Raw genomic sequence first — 17,133 nt, 5'->3', positions numbered from 1 at the left:
GGTCGACAGCTGCCGGTCGTAAATGACCGCAAACGCCCCATGGCGGACACCGTGCCAACGCCCTGTAGTCAGTACCGGCCTCATCGCCGGCAAGCCGGCTCCCACAGAGATATCACCAGCCTCCGGGGGCCTGTGCAGTACCTGTGGGAGCCGGGCTTGCCGGCGATGGGCCGCGAAGCGGCCCCGGCCTTAGGATGTCCGCCATGGGTCGAAAGCGGCCGCTCCCTTTGGACGCTGACGCGGTATCTGTTCCACCAACGATCCGGCGATCTAGCGGGTGAAGCGCGGTATCGGCAAGCCGAGGCTCTCGCGCAGGGTAGTGCCCTCATAAGCGGTGCGGTATACCCCACGCTCCTGCAGCAATGGCACTACCTCCTCGGTGAACCGGCGAAACTGCCCCGGGTGGCCAATGTAGATGTTGAAGCCGTCCAGCGCCCGCGCCTCGAACCATTCGGCCATCTTCGCCGCCACGGTGTGTGCCGAACCCACGAACGCCCCCGGCCGCAACTGGCGGCCGAACTCCACGGCCTGGCGCAGGCTGAAGCCCTTGTCCCTTGCCTGGTCGGCAATGCGCTTGGCGTTGGTGAAGAAGCTGCTGCGGGCGTATTCCAGGCTTTCCTGCGGGAACGGCGCATCCAGGTCATAGCGGCTGAAGTCATGCCAGCCGAAATTGCGCCCGAACTCTTTCAACGCCAGTTCAAAGCTGTGGTCAGCCTGGTGGTAGTGACGCTCGATCTCTCGGGCATGGTCGTCCGTGTCGCCAACGTAAATCTCCGCCCCCGGCAACACCAGCAACTGCTCCGGGTCACGCCCCAGGCGTACGGCACGGCCCTTGATGTCCCGGTAGAACGCCTGCCCCTGCTCGATGCTGGCGGCATGGGTGAACACCACGTCGGCAGTGGCGGCGCCCAGGTCGCGGCCCTGCTCGGAATCGCCCGCCTGGAAGATCACCGGCTGGCCCTGCGGCGAGCGCTGGATGTTCAGCGGGCCAACCACTGCAAAGTGCTCGCCCTGGTGATTCAGTGCATGCAACTTCGACGGGTCGAGAAAGCGACCGCTGGCACGATCCCGGGGAAAGGCGTCGTCTTCGTACGAATGCCACAGCCCTTGTACCACTTGCACATGCTCCTGCGCCCGGGCGTAGCGGGTGTCGTAGTCGTAGTGCTCGTCCAGCCCGTAGTTGCCGGCGGTGCCGGCATCACCACTGGTGACCACGTTCCAACCGGCGCGGCCCTTGCTGATCAGGTCCAGCGAGGCGAGCCGGCGGGCGACGTTGAACGGCGCGTTGTAGGAAGTGGTGAGGGTGCCGACCAGGCCGAGGTGGCGGGTGCTGACCGCCAAGGCCGAGAGCAGGGTCAAAGGCTCCAGACGGTTGAGGTAGTGCGAGGGCGAGCCTGGGGTAATGAACTGGCTGTCCACGATGAACATCAGGTCGAACAACGCCGCTTCGGCCGTGCGGGCGATGTCGATGTACCAGTCGATGTTGACGCTGGCGTCGGCAGGCAGCTCGGGGTCGAGCCACAGGTTATGCCGGCCAGGGCCGCCGCAGCCCATGGTCAGGGCACCGAGTTTGATCTGTCGTTTGCTCATGGGGATCCCTTCACTGGCTGCTGACGGCGGGGGCCTGGAAGGCCGCGCCGAACGAGGTGTCGAACAGGTCCGCCGCCGGGTAGGGCTTGATAAGGCCAAGCCCGGCGAAAAAGTCCACGGTCTTCTGCGCATCGGCGATGACCTGCGGGCTCAGCGGTGCCAGGTCGGTGCGCGCACGGGCGAACCAGGTGCGGGCGATATCGCGGTCGGCACGGGTTCGCTGGGCCCAGGCATCGGCATAGGCCTCGGTATTGGCCGGGTCGTTCAGGGTCCAGTCACGGGCCTTTTTCAGGCGCTGCAGAAAGTCGGCGATCTGCGCCCGCTTTTGCTCCACCGCCTTGCTGTTGGCCACCACGAAGCTCTGCGCCGGGATGACCCCCTCGGCGGTGGCCAGCACGCGCGCGCCCTGGCGCTCCTGCTGGGTGACGTAAGGTTCCCAGGTGGCGATGACATCCACCGAGCCGCCGTCCAGGGCGTGGGAGGCATCCAGCGCGCTGAGGTAGCGCAGCTCCAGGGCATCGCGGGGCACACCTGCCTTGTCCAGGGCGCTGAACAGCAACTGCTGGCTCCACGAACCCTTCCAGATCGCTGCGCGTTTGCCACGCAGGTCCTGCAGGCTGTGGATGGGTGAATCCTTGCGCGCCAGGATGGCCACGCCTTCGAGGTTCTGCCGGCTGACCGCGATCACCTTGATCGGCGCGCCCAGGGCGCCGAGAAACAGCGGCGGCGCGTCGCCCAGCAGGCCGATGTCGAGGCTGCCGACGTTGAGCGCCTCGGCCACCGGCGAGCCGGCGGTGAACTGCTTCCATTCCAGGGTGTAAGGCAAGTTGTCGAGCACCCCGGCCGCTTCCATGACGGCGCGGGCGTTGTAGCTCTGGTCACCGACCACCAGCGTCTGGGCTGCGGCGGCAAGGCTGAAGGTAGTGGCCAGCAGCGTGGCAGCCAGGTGTTTCATATAGCGCACGTTCGTCTCCAGATGCCCCTTGAGGGGCAGATGAGCCGATCCGCGCGTGCGGTCTCGTCCAGGGTTTATCTATAGCCAAAAGGCATTAATAGAGCGTTGGTTATAAACTAAAGTGTATTTTCGAGCCTGTGAAATGCGCATTAGGCATAACCTCATGCCTTTGGCGACGGCAATTGGAAAACAGAATAGCGCAGCTGTAAATGCATTATTTGCATATTAGCTTATGATTATTTTGCATTTTGAGAATAGAAAGAGGATTTGCTAGGGTTGACCGGAACCCGAAAGCCGAGCCTGAACCATGACCCAGAACCTGCGCCCGGAGCGCTTGCGCCATTTCATCGACCGCCTCGCCGCGCTGCTCGACCAGCAGCCCGACGAAGCCGCCCTGCTCGACCGCGGCCAGCAACTGCTGGCCGAGCTGGTCTCGCATGACGACTGGCTGCCGGACGACCTCGCCCAGCCCGACCCGCAGCGCTATCAGCAGTACTTGCTGCATTGCGACTCACGCCAGCGCTTCTCGGTGGTGAGCTTCGTCTGGGGCCCTGGGCAGCAGACGCCGGTACATGACCACCGGGTGTGGGGCCTGATCGGCATGCTGCGCGGCGCGGAACTGGCCCAAGGCCTGGAGCGCGACGCCCAGGGTACGCTGCTGCCTCGCGGCACGGCAGTGCGCCTGGAGCCGGGCCAGGTGGAAGCGGTGTCGCCGCGCATCGGCGACATCCATCAGGTCAGCAACGCCTTTGACGACCAGGTGTCGATCAGCATCCACGTCTATGGCGGCAACATCGGCGCAGTCCAGCGCGCAGTCTATGCCGAGGACGGCAGCGAAAAACCGTTTGTTTCCGGCTACTCCAATACCCGCCTGCCCAACATCTGGGACCTGTCCAAAGAGAACCTTGCCCCATGAGCTCCGTCACCACCCGCCGATACCACGACATCCGCCGCGCCCTGCTGGCCAGGGAGGAACTGGCCCTGATCGACGTGCGCGAAGAAGACCCGTTCGCCCAGGACCATCCCTTGTTCGCCGCCAACATTGCGCTGTCCAAACTTGAGCTGGAGGTTTTCGCTCGGGTGCCACGGCGTGACACCGCCATCACTGTCTACGACAACGGCGAAGGCCTCGCCGAAGTGGCGGCGCAGCGCTTGCTGGCGCTGGGCTACCGCGACGTCGCTGTGCTTGACGGCGGCCTGGCCGGCTGGCGCGCCGCGGGTGGCGAATTGTTCCGTGACGTCAATGTGCCGAGCAAGGCCTTTGGCGAACTGGTGGAAAGCGTGCGCCATACGCCATCGCTTGCTGCCGAGCAGGTCCAGGCGCTGTTGGATGAAAAGGCCGATGTGGTGGTACTCGATACCCGCCGCTTCGACGAATACCAGACCATGAGCATCCCCGGTGGTGTCAGCGTGCCCGGTGCCGAGCTGGTGTTGCGCGTAGCCGAGTTGGCACCGGACCCGGCCACCCAGGTGATCGTCAACTGCGCAGGGCGCACCCGCAGCATCATCGGCACTCAGTCATTGGTCAACGCCGGCATTCCCAACCCGGTCGCCGCCCTGCGCAATGGCACCATTGGTTGGACCCTTGCCGGCCAACAGCTGGCCCATGGCCAGGACCGCCGCTTCGCCGAAGTCAGCGCCGCTACCCGCGCCAACGCTGCGCGCCAGGCGCGAGCAGTCGCTGACCGCAGCGGTGTGCTGCGCCTGGAGCGTGCTGGGCTGCGCGACTGGCAGGCCGACCCCACCCGCACCACCTACCTGTTCGACGTGCGCACGCCCGAGGAGTACAACGCCGGCCACCTGCCTGGCAGCCGCTCGGTGCCGGGCGGCCAGCTGGTGCAGGAAACCGACCACGTGGCCAGCGTTCGCGGGGCGCGCATCGTGCTCGTGGATGACGACGGCGTACGCGCCAACATGAGTGCTTCATGGTTGGCGCAGATGGGCTGGCAGGTAGCCGTGCTCGACGGTTTGTCCGAGGCAGATTTCACCGCCACCGGCGAATGGCAGCCGCCCCTGCCCGCACTGCCCGCCGCCAACGAGATCGGTGTCGAGCAACTGGCCAGCTGGCTGCAGCAAGACGGCACGGTGCTGCTGGACTTCACCACCAGCGCCAACTACGTCAAGCGCCATATCCCGGGTGCCCACTGGGCGATCCGCGCCCAGCTGGCCGAAACCCTGGAGCGTTTGCCACAAGCCAGCCGCTATGTACTGACGTGCGGCAGCAGCCTGCTGGCGCGCTTCGCCGCACGCGACCTGCAAGCCCTCACCCGCACACCCGTTTACCTGCTCGAAGGCGGCACCGCGCGATGGATCGCTGCCGGGCTACCGCTGGAAACCGGCGAAACGCAGCTTGCCGTACCACGCAGCGATCGCTACCGGCGCCCGTACGAAGGTACGGACAACCCCCGCGAGGCGATGCAGGGGTATCTGGACTGGGAGTTTGGCCTGGTTGCGCAACTCGAGCGCGATGGCACCCATGGGTTCAAGGTGCTCTGAACCTGAACGAGCGACAGGCTGTTTTGGGTCGGTAACAACCCATTGTGAACGACAGCCATCGGTCATGGCTGACTTCCAAAGGCCGGGGCCGCTTCGCGGCCCATCGCCGGCAAGCCCGGCTCCCACGGGTACTGCGCAGGCCTGGAGACTGGTTATATCTCTGCGCTGGTCCGAAGACTGGTGATATCTCTGTGGGAGCCGGCTTGCCGGCGATGAGGCCGGTAATGACTACAGAGCACTTTGGGAAGGTGCCCGCCATGGGTCGATAGCGGCCCATCACGACAGGTAGCTCCGCTGCGTTGCAGTCAATCCCATCCCTCAGTTTGAAGTGCTTGCCTTACGGATCCGCCAGCCCTTCGCGCCTCGGCGGCGACTGGCGAAGGCAAGATCGCGCTGCTAGCCTGAACCTTCGTGCTCAAGAAGATGGGCTTAATCATGAACTTACCCAGTTCATAGTTCCCTCTAACATCCGCTCAGACAACGCTGCGCAGTCTATGGAAAGAGGAACCTCCATGCAGAATATCACTGATATCGAGCCGGCTCAGGATCTGTCATCTTTCATTGGGACTCACTTCATCTACACGTACGCCAACGGCTGGAAGTATGAATGGTACGCACGTAATGCGCATACCTGTGACTACCGCATCCATCAGGGGCTGGTGGGCGGCCGTTGGGTAACGCATCAAACGATGAGCCTGGTACAAATCGGCCCGGGTCTGTTCAAGGTTGACTGGCATGAGCCGACCGGCACCTGTGTGAGCCTCTTGTTCGACATCGCACAACGCCGACTCCACGGCACGATTTTCTTCCCCCAGTGGATTGCCGGAGAGGGGCAACACCCGGAAAAAACGATCTGCTACCAGAATGACTTTATAGAAGACATGAACCGATTCCGAGACGAGGGCCCCGCGTACCCGTATGTCATCATCAGCGAATTCGCCAAAATAACATTTATGGAACAACGCGGCGCTGACAATGATCAGGTGATCAATGCTGCACCCGGGCAACTGCCAAGTGGCTTTCTCGATCAAACAAATTGAACGCCAACTTTGACTGAGTCCGGTTGTTGACAGGTTCGGGGATGGCCACATTTCAAATCCAGGAGCGCGGCAGCGTTCGGCGCATGCCGCTCCTGCAGGATCGTGCATACCCGCAGCAGGAATCGCATAACGCAGCCCAACCCAGGCGCCTTACTCTTGTTTCACCTGCTTATCGGCGGGGCCTCTTACAGCCAGAAACAGGAGTGGGAAAATGCACGGTATCGAACAAAAAGTCATCGTGATCACGGGCGCCAGTAGTGGTATCGGCGAAGCAACAGCCCGCCTGCTTGCCAGCCAAGGCGCTCGCGTTGTTCTGGGTGCCCGCCGCACCGATCGCCTGCAAGCTCTCGCCACGGAGATCCGGGCAGCCGGCGGTATCGCTGATGTACTGGCGCTGGATGTCACCCGCCTGGAGAACATGCAGTCCTTCATCGACTTCGCTGTCGAACTGCATGGCCGGGTCGACGTTCTGATCAACAACGCCGGCGTCATGCCCCTTTCCAAGCTCGAAGCGCTCAAGGTCGATGAGTGGAACCGGATGATCGATGTCAACATTCGCGGCGTGCTGCACGGCATTGCCGCAACGCTGCCGCTGATGCAACAACAGCGCGCCGGCCAGATTATCAATATCGCCTCGATCGGGGCCTACGCTGTGAGCCCGACCGCTGCGGTGTACTGCGCCACCAAATATGCCGTACGGGCCATTTCAGAGGGTTTGCGCCAAGAGGTGGGTGGCGATATCCGAGTCACCGTCATTGCACCAGGCGTTACCGAGTCCGAGCTGGCCGAAAGCATTTCCGATGAAGGCGGGCGTGCAGAGATGCGCGAGTTCCGCAAGATCTCGATCCCTGCTTCGGCCATTGCCCGGGCGATTGCCTATGCGGTTGAGCAACCTGCGGATGTGGATGTCAGCGAACTGATCGTGCGCCCGACCGCAAGTCCATTCTGAGTGGTACTTGCGATCCGAGGCCTGGTCAAACGCCTCAGGCGACTTTGATGACTACTTTGCCAAAGGCGCCTCGGGCCAGGTGTTCGAAGGCCTTGCGCGCGTCGCTGAACGCGTAGGTCTGCTCTATGACCGGGCGAATGCGGTGCTCATTGAGGAATTCGTTCATGCGATCAAACGAAGAACGAGGCGCCACGGCTATGCCACGAAGCGTGGTTTGGCGGAAGATAAGCGGCATGAGGCTGAGCGAGGTGGTCTGGCCGGTGAGAAAGCCGATCTGAGCGATCTTGCCAGCGGCTTTGGTTGCCAGGATGGACTGGTTCAAACCCTCCCCTCCAGCCACATCAAGAAGCAAGTCGACACCTTTGCCGTCGGTGAGCTTCAGAACTTCATCTTGCCAGTTCGGGAAGGTCCGATAGTTGACGCCCGCCACTGCACCGAGCTTTTTCACCGCCTGCAGATTGGCATCGCTGCTGGAGGTTACGATCACCTGGGCGCCAAGTGCGGTCGCCAACTGCACAGCAAATATCGATACCCCTCCGGTGCCTTGCACCAGCACCGTCTGGCCGGGTTGGATCTGGCCGTAGTCCACCAGCGAATACCATGCCGTCAGCGCTGCAATCGGGAGCGTCGAGGCTTCTTCGTCGGACATGTCGTGTGGCGCACGTACAGCGCTTTGTTCATGAATGATCATGAATTCGGCCAAGCCGCCTGGCAGTGGCATGCCGAAGCAGTAGGCAGGTTCATCCGGCCCCGGCTCGCCGTCAATCCAGCGTGAGTAAAGGTGCGAGTTGACGCGGTCGCCCACCTTGAATCGGCTGACGCCTTCACCCACGGCAACCACAGTGCCCGCGGCATCGCTGACCGGTATCAGTGGTTTCGGTACCAAATGAGGTTCGTAAAAGCCATCGACGATGGCCTTATCGCGATAATTGAGCGAAACGGCGCCGATCTTGACCAGCAATTCACCTGCCTTGGGAGAGGGGGTAGGTGTTTCGCCGAGTGCCAGATTATCGAGTCCGAAATCGTGCAAAAGCCATGCTTTCATTGCCTGTCTCCAGTGTATGTGTAACCCAATGGCGACATTTTCCCCAAGCAACGGCGCCCGATAAATGCCCAGCCAGGCACAGGATTGTTATTTTGAAATGCAACAATCAAACTGTGCACCTGCACTGAACCGGCAACAAATACTCAACGTCAGAGGGCGCTATGGAATTGCTCCAGTCCATGCAAGTGTTCACCCGAGTGGCGGAACTTGGCAGTTTTACCCGAGCGGCAGACGCGCTGCAGATTGGCCGCCCGCAAGTCACGCGGGCGATCCAGGAGTTGGAACTTTCGCTTGGGGTGAGGCTGTTCCAGCGCACCACCCGCACCGTCAGGCTCACCTCGGAAGGAGAACAATTTTACCAGCGCACGAAAAAGATCCTTGGAGAGCTGGCGGATGCCACGGCGATGTTCTCGTCGGCAGGTTCGAGCCTGCGGGGTCGATTGCGGGTGGACATCCCCACCGCTTTTTCCCAGCCGGGGCTCATAGAGAGCCTGCGAGGGTTCTCAACCCTCTACCCTGGAATCGAGTTGGCGCTTGGGGTCACCGACAGGACCGTCGACCTGGTTGCAGAAGGCGTAGACTGCGCGCTGCGAATCGGGCAATTACCCAGTTCAAGCCTGGTGGCCTCTCGCATCGGTATGGCGACCATGGTCACCTGCGCGGCTCCGCGATATCTGAGCGAACATGGTGAGCCGGAAACCTTGGAGGCATTGAGCGCGCACCGTGGCGTGACCTTTCTCTCCGGGCAGAGCCAACGCCCACTGGCCTGGCAATTCATGGACGGCGGTCGCGAGCAATCTTATGTCAGTCGCCAGGGCATCACCGTCAACGAGTCCAATGCGTATGTCCAGTGTGGCATCGCAGGCTTCGGCATATTACAGGCCCCAGGCATAACGCTGGACCGGTTCCTGGCCGACGGGTCACTGGTTGAGGTGTTGCGAGCCTTTCGTCCACGGCCCAGGCCCGTATCAGTGCTGTACCCTAGCCGCTCGCACCTGGCTCCACAGGTAGAGGCCTTCGTTAGCTGGGTGCGCGACGAATTTCCCAAACTCTATGGGCATTGGCTAGAGGCTTAGTCGGAACGCCAGGAGGCATACTAGACGACTGGTCTAATCTGGGTTAGGCTGTACCCACTATGAAGAAACCAGCGATTGAAATGCGTGAGCACATCCTTGATGTTGCCAGGGCACTTATGACCCACAAAGGCTACACAGCTGTCGGCCTCAACGAGGTGTTGAGCACTGCCGGTGTACCCAAGGGCTCGTTCTACCATTATTTCAAGTCCAAGGAAGAATTCGGCCAAGCATTGCTCGACGTGTACTTCGCAGAGTATCTGTCCCGTATCGAGCCGATTCTCAGGCAGCAGCCTACCGGCGCGCAAAGCCTACTGAAGTATTTTCAATACTGGAGTGAAACCCAGCATGACGACGCCGTCGATAACAAATGCCTGGTAGTCAAGCTCGGCGCTGAAGTCTGTGATCTTTCTGAAGTGATGCGTCAGGTGCTGGATCAAGGCACTTCCCGCATCATCAGGTTGATCAGCGATAGCATCGAACGCGGTATCAACGATGGCAGCATCGTTACCAATGACCGCGAAGCGCTGGCCGAATCGCTTTATCAACTCTGGTTGGGCGCGTCATTGATGGCAAAAGTGAACCGCTCTGCCCAACCCTTCCAATCGGCTTTGACCATGACTAAAAGCCTGCTCGGTTGAGCGGCTTTTTTTTACCCGAAAACTAGACGACTGGTCTACTTAATGGAATCTCTCATGACTGACAACAGCACCCGTACCGACCTGTTCGAACCCACCCGCATGGGCGCTATCGAACTCGCCAACCGTATCGTCATGGCACCTGTCACTCGCAGCCGTTATGCCGAGGATGGTATCCCCAATGAACTGCACGCTACCTACTACGCTCAGCGCGCCTCAGCCGGCCTGATCATCGCCGAAGCGACCAATATCAGCGCCCAGGGCCGTGGCTATGCTGCCACGCCAGGCATCTGGAGCGCAGAACAGACCGCTGGCTGGAAGAAAGTCACCGACGCTGTGCATGCCGAAGGCGGCAAGATCGTATTGCAGCTGTGGCATGTCGGCCGCTTCTCCAGCGTCGAACTGCAACCTGACGGTCAGGCACCGGTAGCCCCTTCGGCGATCAAGGCCGAGGGCAATACCTATACGGCCGATGGTTTCGTGCCGGTGTCCACACCGCGCGCCCTGGCTACCGACGAGATCCCCGGGATCGTCGAGCAATACCGTACTGCCGCGCGCAACGCCAAGCTCGCAGGGTTCGACGGCGTGGAGGTCCATTCTGCCAACAGCTACCTGCTCGACCAGTTCCTGCGTGATTCCACCAATCAGCGTACCGACCACTACGGTGGGTCGATCGAAAACCGGGCGCGCCTGACACTTGAAGTCACCCGCGCGGTAATTGAGATCTGGGGGAGTGACCGGGTTGGAATCCGACTTTCGCCGGTAACGCCGGACGCTGGCAACACACCACCCGACAGCAACGTCATGGGCCTGTTCGGTTACCTGGTGCCCGAACTTGACGCGCTCAATCTGGCTTACATGCATTTCGTCGAAGGCGCCACGGCGACCAGCCGCGAAGTCCCGGCGGACGTTGACATGGATGCCCTCAGCGGCCTTTTCGCAGGGCCCTATATCGGTAACAACAACTACGACCTGGAAATGGCCATCGAGCGGCGCGCTCAAAAAAAGATCGACGCCGTGGCCTTCGGCCGCCTGTTCATCTCCAATCCCGACCTGGTTCAACGCTTGCGCCAGGGTGCGGCGCTGACGGTCGCTGCACGAGAGAGCTACTACGGTGGTGGCGCCAAGGGGTACACCGACTGGCCGAATGGCAATTACTGAATCCGCGAGCGCCGAGGCGCTCATCCTCTCCACGTGTAACCGCTTTTTCATCAAAGGAACAACACCATGAACAAACCCACCTACGTGCAGGAATACAACGCCATCGTCGAAGTACTCAACCAGTACAACGAAGGCGGCAAGCAGGCCAAGAGCAGCATCATGAAACCGGCGTTCAGTGAGCAGGCCACCCTATTTGGCGTCGATGCTGACGCCAAGCTTGTTGGCGGGCCGATTCAGGTCCTGTTCGATACCATCGACCACCCGCCTTTTCACCCCTCGCCCGAGGCCCAGGGCGTCATCGTCAATATCGATATCGTCGGCACTGCCGCAAGCGCGCGTATCGATACCAACGACATCTCCGGTTTCTGCTTCACTGACTTTTTCAATTTATTGAAAGTCGAGGGTCGGTGGACTGTGGTCAGCAAGATCTACCACACCCACATCGCGCCCTGACCTGCGCTGTTTTCAGAAACTGAGCGGGATCCCCATCAGAACTGCGCAAGCCTTCACGGGCCTGGCTCGTGAAGGCTTGATGTGCGATGGCAGTGCAATGGGTCAGAACGCCGGCACCACATCGCCGTGATAGCGCTCAAGAATGAACTGCTTGACCTGTGGCGAGTTCAACAACGCACCCAGCTTCTGCACTGCCGGGTCGTTGGCTTTGTCCCTGCGCACGTACAGGTAGTTGGCGTAAGGCGACTCCGAACTTTCGATGAACAGCGCGTCCTTGTGCGGCACCAGCTTGGCCTCCAGCGCGTAGTTGGCGTTGATCAGTGCCATGTCCACCTGGCCCAGCACGCGCGGCAGCATGGCCGCTTCCAGCTCCTTGAACTTGAGGTGCTTCGGGTTGCTGGTGATGTCGGCGGCGGTCGCCATGATGTTGCTGGGGTCCTTGAGCGTGATCAGCCCCTGCTTGGCGATCAGCAGCAATGCGCGGCCAGAGTTGGTGGGGTCGTTGGGAATGGCGACGGTGGCGCCGTCCTTCAGCTCTGCCACCGATTTGACCTTGCTTGAGTAGGCGCCGAACGGCTCGATGTGAACGGCCACGACCGGCACCTGGTCGCTGCTCGGCCGGTCTTTTTTGTAGGCCTCGTAGTAAGGCTTGCTCTGGAAGTAGTTGGCATCCAGCCGCCCTTCGTCAACCTGGCGGTCGGGCTGGATATAGTCGGTGAACACCTTCACGTCCAGTTCCACGCCTTGCTTGGCCAGTTCAGGTTTGAGGAACTCCAGGATCTCGGCATGGGGCACGGGCACCACGGCGATCTTGAGCGTTTCGGCTTGTGCCACGCCAAGGGAGGCGGCCAGCAGGGCAAGGGAAAGTGCAATGCGCTTCACAGGTGTTTTCCTTCGAATCGTTCAAGGGTGAATGAGGACAGGTCGAGGTCGCTGGTACCACGTGTGCACCACTGCGCAAAGGCTTCGCCCAGGGCAGCCGAGTGCTTGAAGCCGTGGCCAGAGCAGGCGGACACCACCAGGGTGTGCTTGAGTGTGGGGTGCTGGTCGATGATGAAGTGGCGGTCCGGGGTGACGGTGTAGGCACAGACGGCCGACTTGAGGACCTTGGCGGTGACCCCGGCAATACGGCCTTGCACTTGCTGCTGGTACATGTCGCGCGCTTCGGCTGCAGACACGCTGCGGTCCAGCAGGTCGGGCTGCGAGGCCGTGTGATATTGCGCGGTCGCAATCTTGAGGCTGCCCTCGCCGGGTTGCGCGGGGAACCCGTAATTGATTTTGTCGTCCCCGCGCCCATGGGTGAGGATGAACGTGGGCGACGCGCCCTCCAGGCCAGCGCCGGCTTCGAGCTCGAACCAGAAGAGTTTCTGCCGGTAGACACTGAGCAGCCGGTCAAAGGGCTCACCCAACAACCCGCCCGCCCAATTACCCGCGCTGAACACCAGCTTGCCGGCCTTCACTGTGCGCCGATCGGTGGTGACCGTGACGCCCTGTTCATCCGAGCTGATCCGGGTAACCGTTTCTCCCGTATGCAGGGTCGCACCGTGCTGCGCAGCCAGGCGCAATTGCACCTCGATGCAGCGCTCGGGGCGTACGAAACCGCCCCCGGGCTCGAAGTAGCCGATCGCGTCGTCGCGCACGTTGGCAAATTGCGGGAAGCGCTGGCGAATCTGCTCGGCGTCGAGCACTTGGTGTTCGATCCCGTAGGTCTGGGCCAGGCCTATGGTGCGCAAAGTGAAGTCGGTTTTGTCGTCGGGGTCGAAGTCGGGGCTGGATGTCAGCGCGAGCAAGCCAGATTGATCGAACAACGACTCGCCGGTCAGCGCTTCCAGCTCGCGCCAGATTTGCTGGGCCCTTTTCACGATGGGTACGTACTGCGCGCCCTCCCCCACGGACAGCCGGGTAATCCGCGTGTCACCGTGGCTCGAGCCAAAGGTATGCGGGGGCTGGAAGCGGTCGATACCCACCACATCAACACCCGCCTTGGCCAATTGATAAGTGGTAGCGGCGCCCATTGCACCCAGACCGATGACGACTACTTCACAGTGCTCCACGGACAGCGCTCACTCAAAAAGGCGCTAGTTGAAAGCAGGTGCTCGCAGGAGACAAAGAATTAAAAGGTATAAGGTTATGCCCAGGCGCGCAGAGCGCAAGCATACGCTCATTTTCTGCTTGTAATGTTGCGTGCATCATGAATATGACTAAAGCCGCTGTGAAATCAATTCAGTTCCCCCCGTTCGCCCCACTACCTAAGATGCGCCTTAATTTAAGGCTTAGCAAAAACTTGAGTGGAACACCTGATCATGGCACACACAGACTTCACGTTTTCCATCAAGCGCATTCGCTTCGACGAGCACTATAAACCCGCCGACAGCACGCGCATCACGACCAACTTCGCCAACTTGGCAAGGGGCGCCAGGCGCCAGCAGAACTTGCGCAACACCTTGACCATGATTGACAACCGTTTCAACGCCTTGGCGCACTGGGACAACCCCAAAGGTGATCGCTACACGGTGAAACTTGAAATTATTTCCGTCGCGATGTCGGTGGATAACGACCGCCCCGAGGCTGGCCTGCCCTTGATTGAAATCCTCAACACACAGATTTTCGATCGAACGACCGGCGAGCGTATGGCAGGCATGGTCGGCAATAACTTCTCTTCCTATGTGCGGGATTACGATTTCAGCGTATTGCTGCTGGAGCATAATAAGAACCAGCCGGGGTTCAGCACGCCTGATCATTTCGGCGAGCTGCATGGCAAGCTGTTCAAGCGCTTCGTGAACTCAAGTACGTATAAAGACCAGTTCGACAAGGCACCGGTCATCTGCCTGAGTGTTTCGAGCAGCAAGACCTACCATCGCACTGAAAATCAGCACCCTGTGTTGGGCCATGAATATCAGCAGGATGACTATTCGCTGACCGATGAATACTTCGCAAAAATGGGGCTGAAGGTGCGTTACTTCATGCCGCCGAACAGCGTTGCACCGTTGGCGTTCTATCACCACGGCGACTTGCTCGCTGACTACACCAACCTTGAGCTGATCAGCACCATCAGCACAATGGATACGTTCCAGAAAATCTACCGGCCCGAAATTTACAACGCGAATTCTGTGGCAGGCAAAACCTACCACCCTAGCCTGCAGCATGAGGATTATTCGCTGACTCGCATTGTTTACGACCGAGAGGAACGTAGCCGGCTGGCCATTGAGCAGGGGCGCTTTGTCGAGGAGCACTTCATCAAACCGCACCAGGCGGTGCTTGAACAATGGTCCGCCAACTACAACTCCTGACCCATTTGAAAACAAGGTTTGCGTCATGAAAAAGCTGTTGCCCACATCGACTGCCGGCAGTCTGCCGAAACCCTCTTGGCTCGCCCAACCCGAAACACTCTGGTCACCCTGGAAATTGCAAGACCAGGCATTGGTCGAAGGCAAACAGGATGCCCTGCGCTTATCGCTGCAGGAACAGCAACACGCAGGCATTGATATCGTCAGCGATGGCGAGCAAACGCGCCAACACTTTGTGACGACCTTCATCGAGCACCTCAGCGGCGTGGATTTCGAGAAGCGTGAAACGGTCAGGATCCGTGACCGCTACGATGCGAGCGTGCCAACGGTAGTGGGTGCTGTTGAACGTCAAAAACCGGTATTTGTGGAAGATGCCAGGTTCTTGCGCCAGCAAACCGGGCAACCCATAAAATGGGCGCTGCCAGGCCCCATGACCATGATCGACACGCTGTATGACAACCACTACAAAAACCGCGAGAAGCTGGCCTGGGAGTTCGCCAGGATTCTCAACCAGGAAGCCAGGGAGCTGGAGGCTGCCGGTGTCGACATCATTCAGTTCGATGAGCCAGCGTTCAATGTGTTCTTTGACGAGGTGAATGATTGGGGAGTGGCCACCCTGGAAAGGGCCATCGAGGGCCTCAAGTGTGAAACGGCCGTGCATATCTGCTACGGCTATGGCATCAAAGCCAACACCGACTGGAAAAAGACCCTGGGGGCCGAGTGGCGTCAATACGAGCAAGCGTTCCCTAAACTGCAGAAGTCCAGCATCGATATCATCTCGCTGGAATGCCACAACTCGCATGTGCCTATGGACCTGATTGAACTTATCCGCGGCAAAAAAGTGATGGTGGGCGCCATCGACGTGGCGAATCATACCGTCGAAACACCCGAGGAAGTCGCCAACACCCTGCGCAAAGCACTCCAATTCGTAGACGCCGACAAACTCTACCCTTGCACCAACTGTGGCATGGCCCCCCTGCCCCGCGAGGTTGCCAGAGGCAAGCTGAGTGCCTTGAGCGCCGGCGCAGCCATCGTGCGCCAGGAACTTTCGATGCATTAACCCACGCGTTTGTGTAGGAGCTGGCTTGCCTGCGATCGGCTGCGCAGCAGTCGTAAATTCTGTATCCGCGCCCTGCCTGGTACAACGCGGATACCGGTTTTACGACTGCTTCGCAGCCGATCGCAGGCAAGCCAGCTCCTACACGCAATCCTTCGTTGTGCGCGCCATAAGCAGCAGGGCCAAGCCCACCGCCAGCGCTGCAATCAATGCGCCCACCCAGCCCAGCGCAGCCAACCCCAACTGCTGAATCGTCGCACCGCCAATCATAGCCCCCAAGCCGATACCGCCGTTGGCAGCCGATACGTTCAGCGTGCCGGCCAACGCTTGCGCTTTCGAGCCGGCGATCATCACCCGCACCTGGCAAACCGGGAACAACGCGGTGTAGGCAATGCCCCACGCGGCCAAGGCCACGATCAGCAACCACAAGGTATCGACTGCAGGGGCCGCGGCAGCCATACCGGCCCCCAGCACGCTCAGCAACAGGATGGTTGCACCGAGTGGGCTGCGGTCAACCAGCCGCCCGCCAATGGCATTGCCGATCATGCCCACTACGCCAAAGCCCATCAGCCACCAGCCCACCTGCGCGCTGGGCACATGGGCCAGCCGCTCGAGGATATCGGCCAGGTAGGTGTAAGCGCTGAACATGGCCGTGAACACCACCACCGAAAGGGCGATGTGCAGGAGAAATTTCGGGTCTTTCAATATGACGGTCTGACGCTCGCCGACGGCGCGTTTGGGGGCTTCTGGGAGTGTCGGCAGGCGCACCCACATCAGCAGCGCTATCACCAGGCAGACGCCGGAAATAAGCCAGAACGTACCCCGCCAGCCGAGCGCATCCGCCGCCAGCGTGCCTGAAGGGATGCCAAATACGAACGCCGCCGTGATGCCCAGGTAAACCCGCGCAACCGCCTTGCCCTCATTACCTTTGCCTGCCAATTGCCCTGCCGACTCGCTGGCGGTGCCCCAGAACACCGGCAGTGTCGCTGCTGCCAGGATGCGCGAGATCGCCATGGTCCAGAAGTCCGTAGCGACTGCCGACAGGGCATTGGAGGCGGCGAAGATGAGCAGCACACCCAGGAACACCTTCTTGCGGTCCCAATGGGAAATTGCCGCGGTGAGGAACGGCCCCACCAGCATCACAGTAAACGCGAATACGGTGACCAATTGGCCTGCGTGCGCAACGGTAATGCCCAGGTCACGCGCGAGCCCAGGCAAGATGCCGAGGATGATGAACTCTGTGGTCAGCACAGCGAAGGCAGCGAGGGTGAGAATCAGGATGCTGCTGCCCGCGCGGGCATCTGCTGCCGCGGAAAGGGGCGCCGTGGTGGCATGCATCTACAGGTACTCCAACAGGAAAAGGTGGAGCGAAGGGTATAGTGGAAAAAA

General features: G+C 60.6%; 16 protein-coding genes. 10 read left to right on the top strand and 6 right to left on the bottom strand.

Features of this window, described 5'->3' with window-relative positions:
* Positions 1–270: 270 nt before the first annotated feature.
* Positions 271–1,590: an LLM class flavin-dependent oxidoreductase gene (locus ACNQPL_RS25220; protein WP_346612428.1), complete on the bottom strand. Its 1,320-nt coding sequence runs from the start codon at positions 1,588–1,590 to the stop codon at positions 271–273.
* Positions 1,591–1,600: 10 nt separating this feature from the next.
* Complete coding sequence (locus tag ACNQPL_RS25215; protein ID WP_279929026.1) at positions 1,601–2,554, bottom strand: ABC transporter substrate-binding protein; 954 nt, start codon at positions 2,552–2,554, stop codon at positions 1,601–1,603.
* 298 nt (positions 2,555–2,852) lie between these two features.
* Here ACNQPL_RS25215 and ACNQPL_RS25210 point away from each other — a divergent pair, with 298 nt between their 5' ends.
* From ACNQPL_RS25210 to ACNQPL_RS25195, 4 genes are all read left to right on the top strand, one after another.
* Positions 2,853–3,461: a cysteine dioxygenase gene (locus ACNQPL_RS25210; RefSeq protein ID WP_416468205.1), complete on the top strand. Its 609-nt coding sequence runs from the start codon at positions 2,853–2,855 to the stop codon at positions 3,459–3,461.
* On the top strand, positions 3,458–5,041 hold the full coding sequence (locus ACNQPL_RS25205) for a rhodanese-related sulfurtransferase (protein ID WP_416468204.1): 1,584 nt from the start codon (positions 3,458–3,460) through the stop codon (positions 5,039–5,041). Before ACNQPL_RS25210 ends, ACNQPL_RS25205 begins: the two co-directional genes overlap by 4 nt.
* A 512-nt stretch (positions 5,042–5,553) precedes the next feature.
* On the top strand, positions 5,554–6,081 hold the full coding sequence (locus tag ACNQPL_RS25200; protein ID WP_346612424.1) for a phenolic acid decarboxylase: 528 nt from the start codon (positions 5,554–5,556) through the stop codon (positions 6,079–6,081).
* A 211-nt stretch (positions 6,082–6,292) separates the two neighbouring features.
* Positions 6,293–7,030, top strand: a complete 738-nt coding sequence (locus ACNQPL_RS25195) for an SDR family oxidoreductase (protein WP_346612423.1) — start codon at positions 6,293–6,295, stop codon at positions 7,028–7,030.
* A gap of 34 nt (positions 7,031–7,064) precedes the next feature.
* Here the strand turns inward: ACNQPL_RS25195 and ACNQPL_RS25190 are convergent, their stop codons facing one another.
* Positions 7,065–8,075, bottom strand: coding sequence for a zinc-dependent alcohol dehydrogenase family protein (locus ACNQPL_RS25190; RefSeq protein WP_416468203.1), 1,011 nt, complete (start codon positions 8,073–8,075; stop codon positions 7,065–7,067).
* A 179-nt stretch (positions 8,076–8,254) separates the two neighbouring features.
* Here ACNQPL_RS25190 and ACNQPL_RS25185 point away from each other — a divergent pair, with 179 nt between their 5' ends.
* The 4 genes from ACNQPL_RS25185 to ACNQPL_RS25170 all read left to right on the top strand — a co-directional run bounded on the left by ACNQPL_RS25185 (position 8,255) and on the right by ACNQPL_RS25170 (position 11,400).
* The gene (locus ACNQPL_RS25185; protein ID WP_416468202.1) at positions 8,255–9,151 is read left to right on the top strand and encodes a LysR substrate-binding domain-containing protein; all 897 of its coding nucleotides are present in this window, start codon (positions 8,255–8,257) and stop codon (positions 9,149–9,151) included.
* 59 nt (positions 9,152–9,210) lie between these two features.
* The gene (locus ACNQPL_RS25180) at positions 9,211–9,789 is read left to right on the top strand and encodes a TetR/AcrR family transcriptional regulator (protein ID WP_346612420.1); all 579 of its coding nucleotides are present in this window, start codon (positions 9,211–9,213) and stop codon (positions 9,787–9,789) included.
* Positions 9,790–9,843: 54 nt separating this feature from the next.
* Positions 9,844–10,947, top strand: coding sequence for an alkene reductase (locus ACNQPL_RS25175; protein WP_346612419.1), 1,104 nt, complete (start codon positions 9,844–9,846; stop codon positions 10,945–10,947).
* Between the two features lie 66 nt (positions 10,948–11,013).
* Positions 11,014–11,400 carry a nuclear transport factor 2 family protein gene (locus ACNQPL_RS25170; protein WP_346612418.1) on the top strand — a complete coding sequence of 129 codons (387 nt, stop codon included), beginning with the start codon at positions 11,014–11,016 and terminating at the stop codon, positions 11,398–11,400.
* A gap of 102 nt (positions 11,401–11,502) precedes the next feature.
* Here ACNQPL_RS25170 and ACNQPL_RS25165 read toward each other — a convergent pair whose 3' ends face one another.
* Entirely contained in the window at positions 11,503–12,282 is a 780-nt protein-coding gene (locus tag ACNQPL_RS25165) for a MetQ/NlpA family ABC transporter substrate-binding protein (RefSeq protein ID WP_346612417.1), read from the bottom strand.
* Complete coding sequence (solA, locus tag ACNQPL_RS25160; protein ID WP_416468201.1) at positions 12,279–13,454, bottom strand: N-methyl-L-tryptophan oxidase; 1,176 nt, start codon at positions 13,452–13,454, stop codon at positions 12,279–12,281. Before solA ends, ACNQPL_RS25165 begins: the two co-directional genes overlap by 4 nt.
* Positions 13,455–13,703: 249 nt before the next feature.
* Between solA and ACNQPL_RS25155 the strand changes: the two genes are divergently transcribed.
* Both ACNQPL_RS25155 and ACNQPL_RS25150 read left to right on the top strand, forming a co-directional pair.
* On the top strand, positions 13,704–14,690 hold the full coding sequence (locus ACNQPL_RS25155; protein WP_416468200.1) for a DUF1852 domain-containing protein: 987 nt from the start codon (positions 13,704–13,706) through the stop codon (positions 14,688–14,690).
* Positions 14,691–14,715: 25 nt separating this feature from the next.
* Positions 14,716–15,747 carry a methionine synthase gene (locus tag ACNQPL_RS25150; protein WP_416468199.1) on the top strand — a complete coding sequence of 344 codons (1,032 nt, stop codon included), beginning with the start codon at positions 14,716–14,718 and terminating at the stop codon, positions 15,745–15,747.
* 138 nt (positions 15,748–15,885) lie between these two features.
* On the opposite strand, the gene ACNQPL_RS25145 is transcribed toward ACNQPL_RS25150, so the two are convergent.
* A complete protein-coding gene (locus ACNQPL_RS25145; RefSeq protein WP_416468198.1) occupies positions 15,886–17,082 on the bottom strand; it encodes an MFS transporter in 1,197 nt (398 codons plus the stop codon).
* Between the last annotated feature and the right edge of the window lie 51 nt (positions 17,083–17,133).

Origin of the sequence: Pseudomonas sp. LFS044, assembly GCF_047978245.1 — a bacterium.
In the GTDB taxonomy this organism is placed as follows: Bacteria; Pseudomonadota; Gammaproteobacteria; order Pseudomonadales; family Pseudomonadaceae; genus Aquipseudomonas.
The sequence above is the reverse complement of the archived record's forward strand: the minus strand, read 5'-3'. Positions and strand labels throughout refer to the sequence as shown.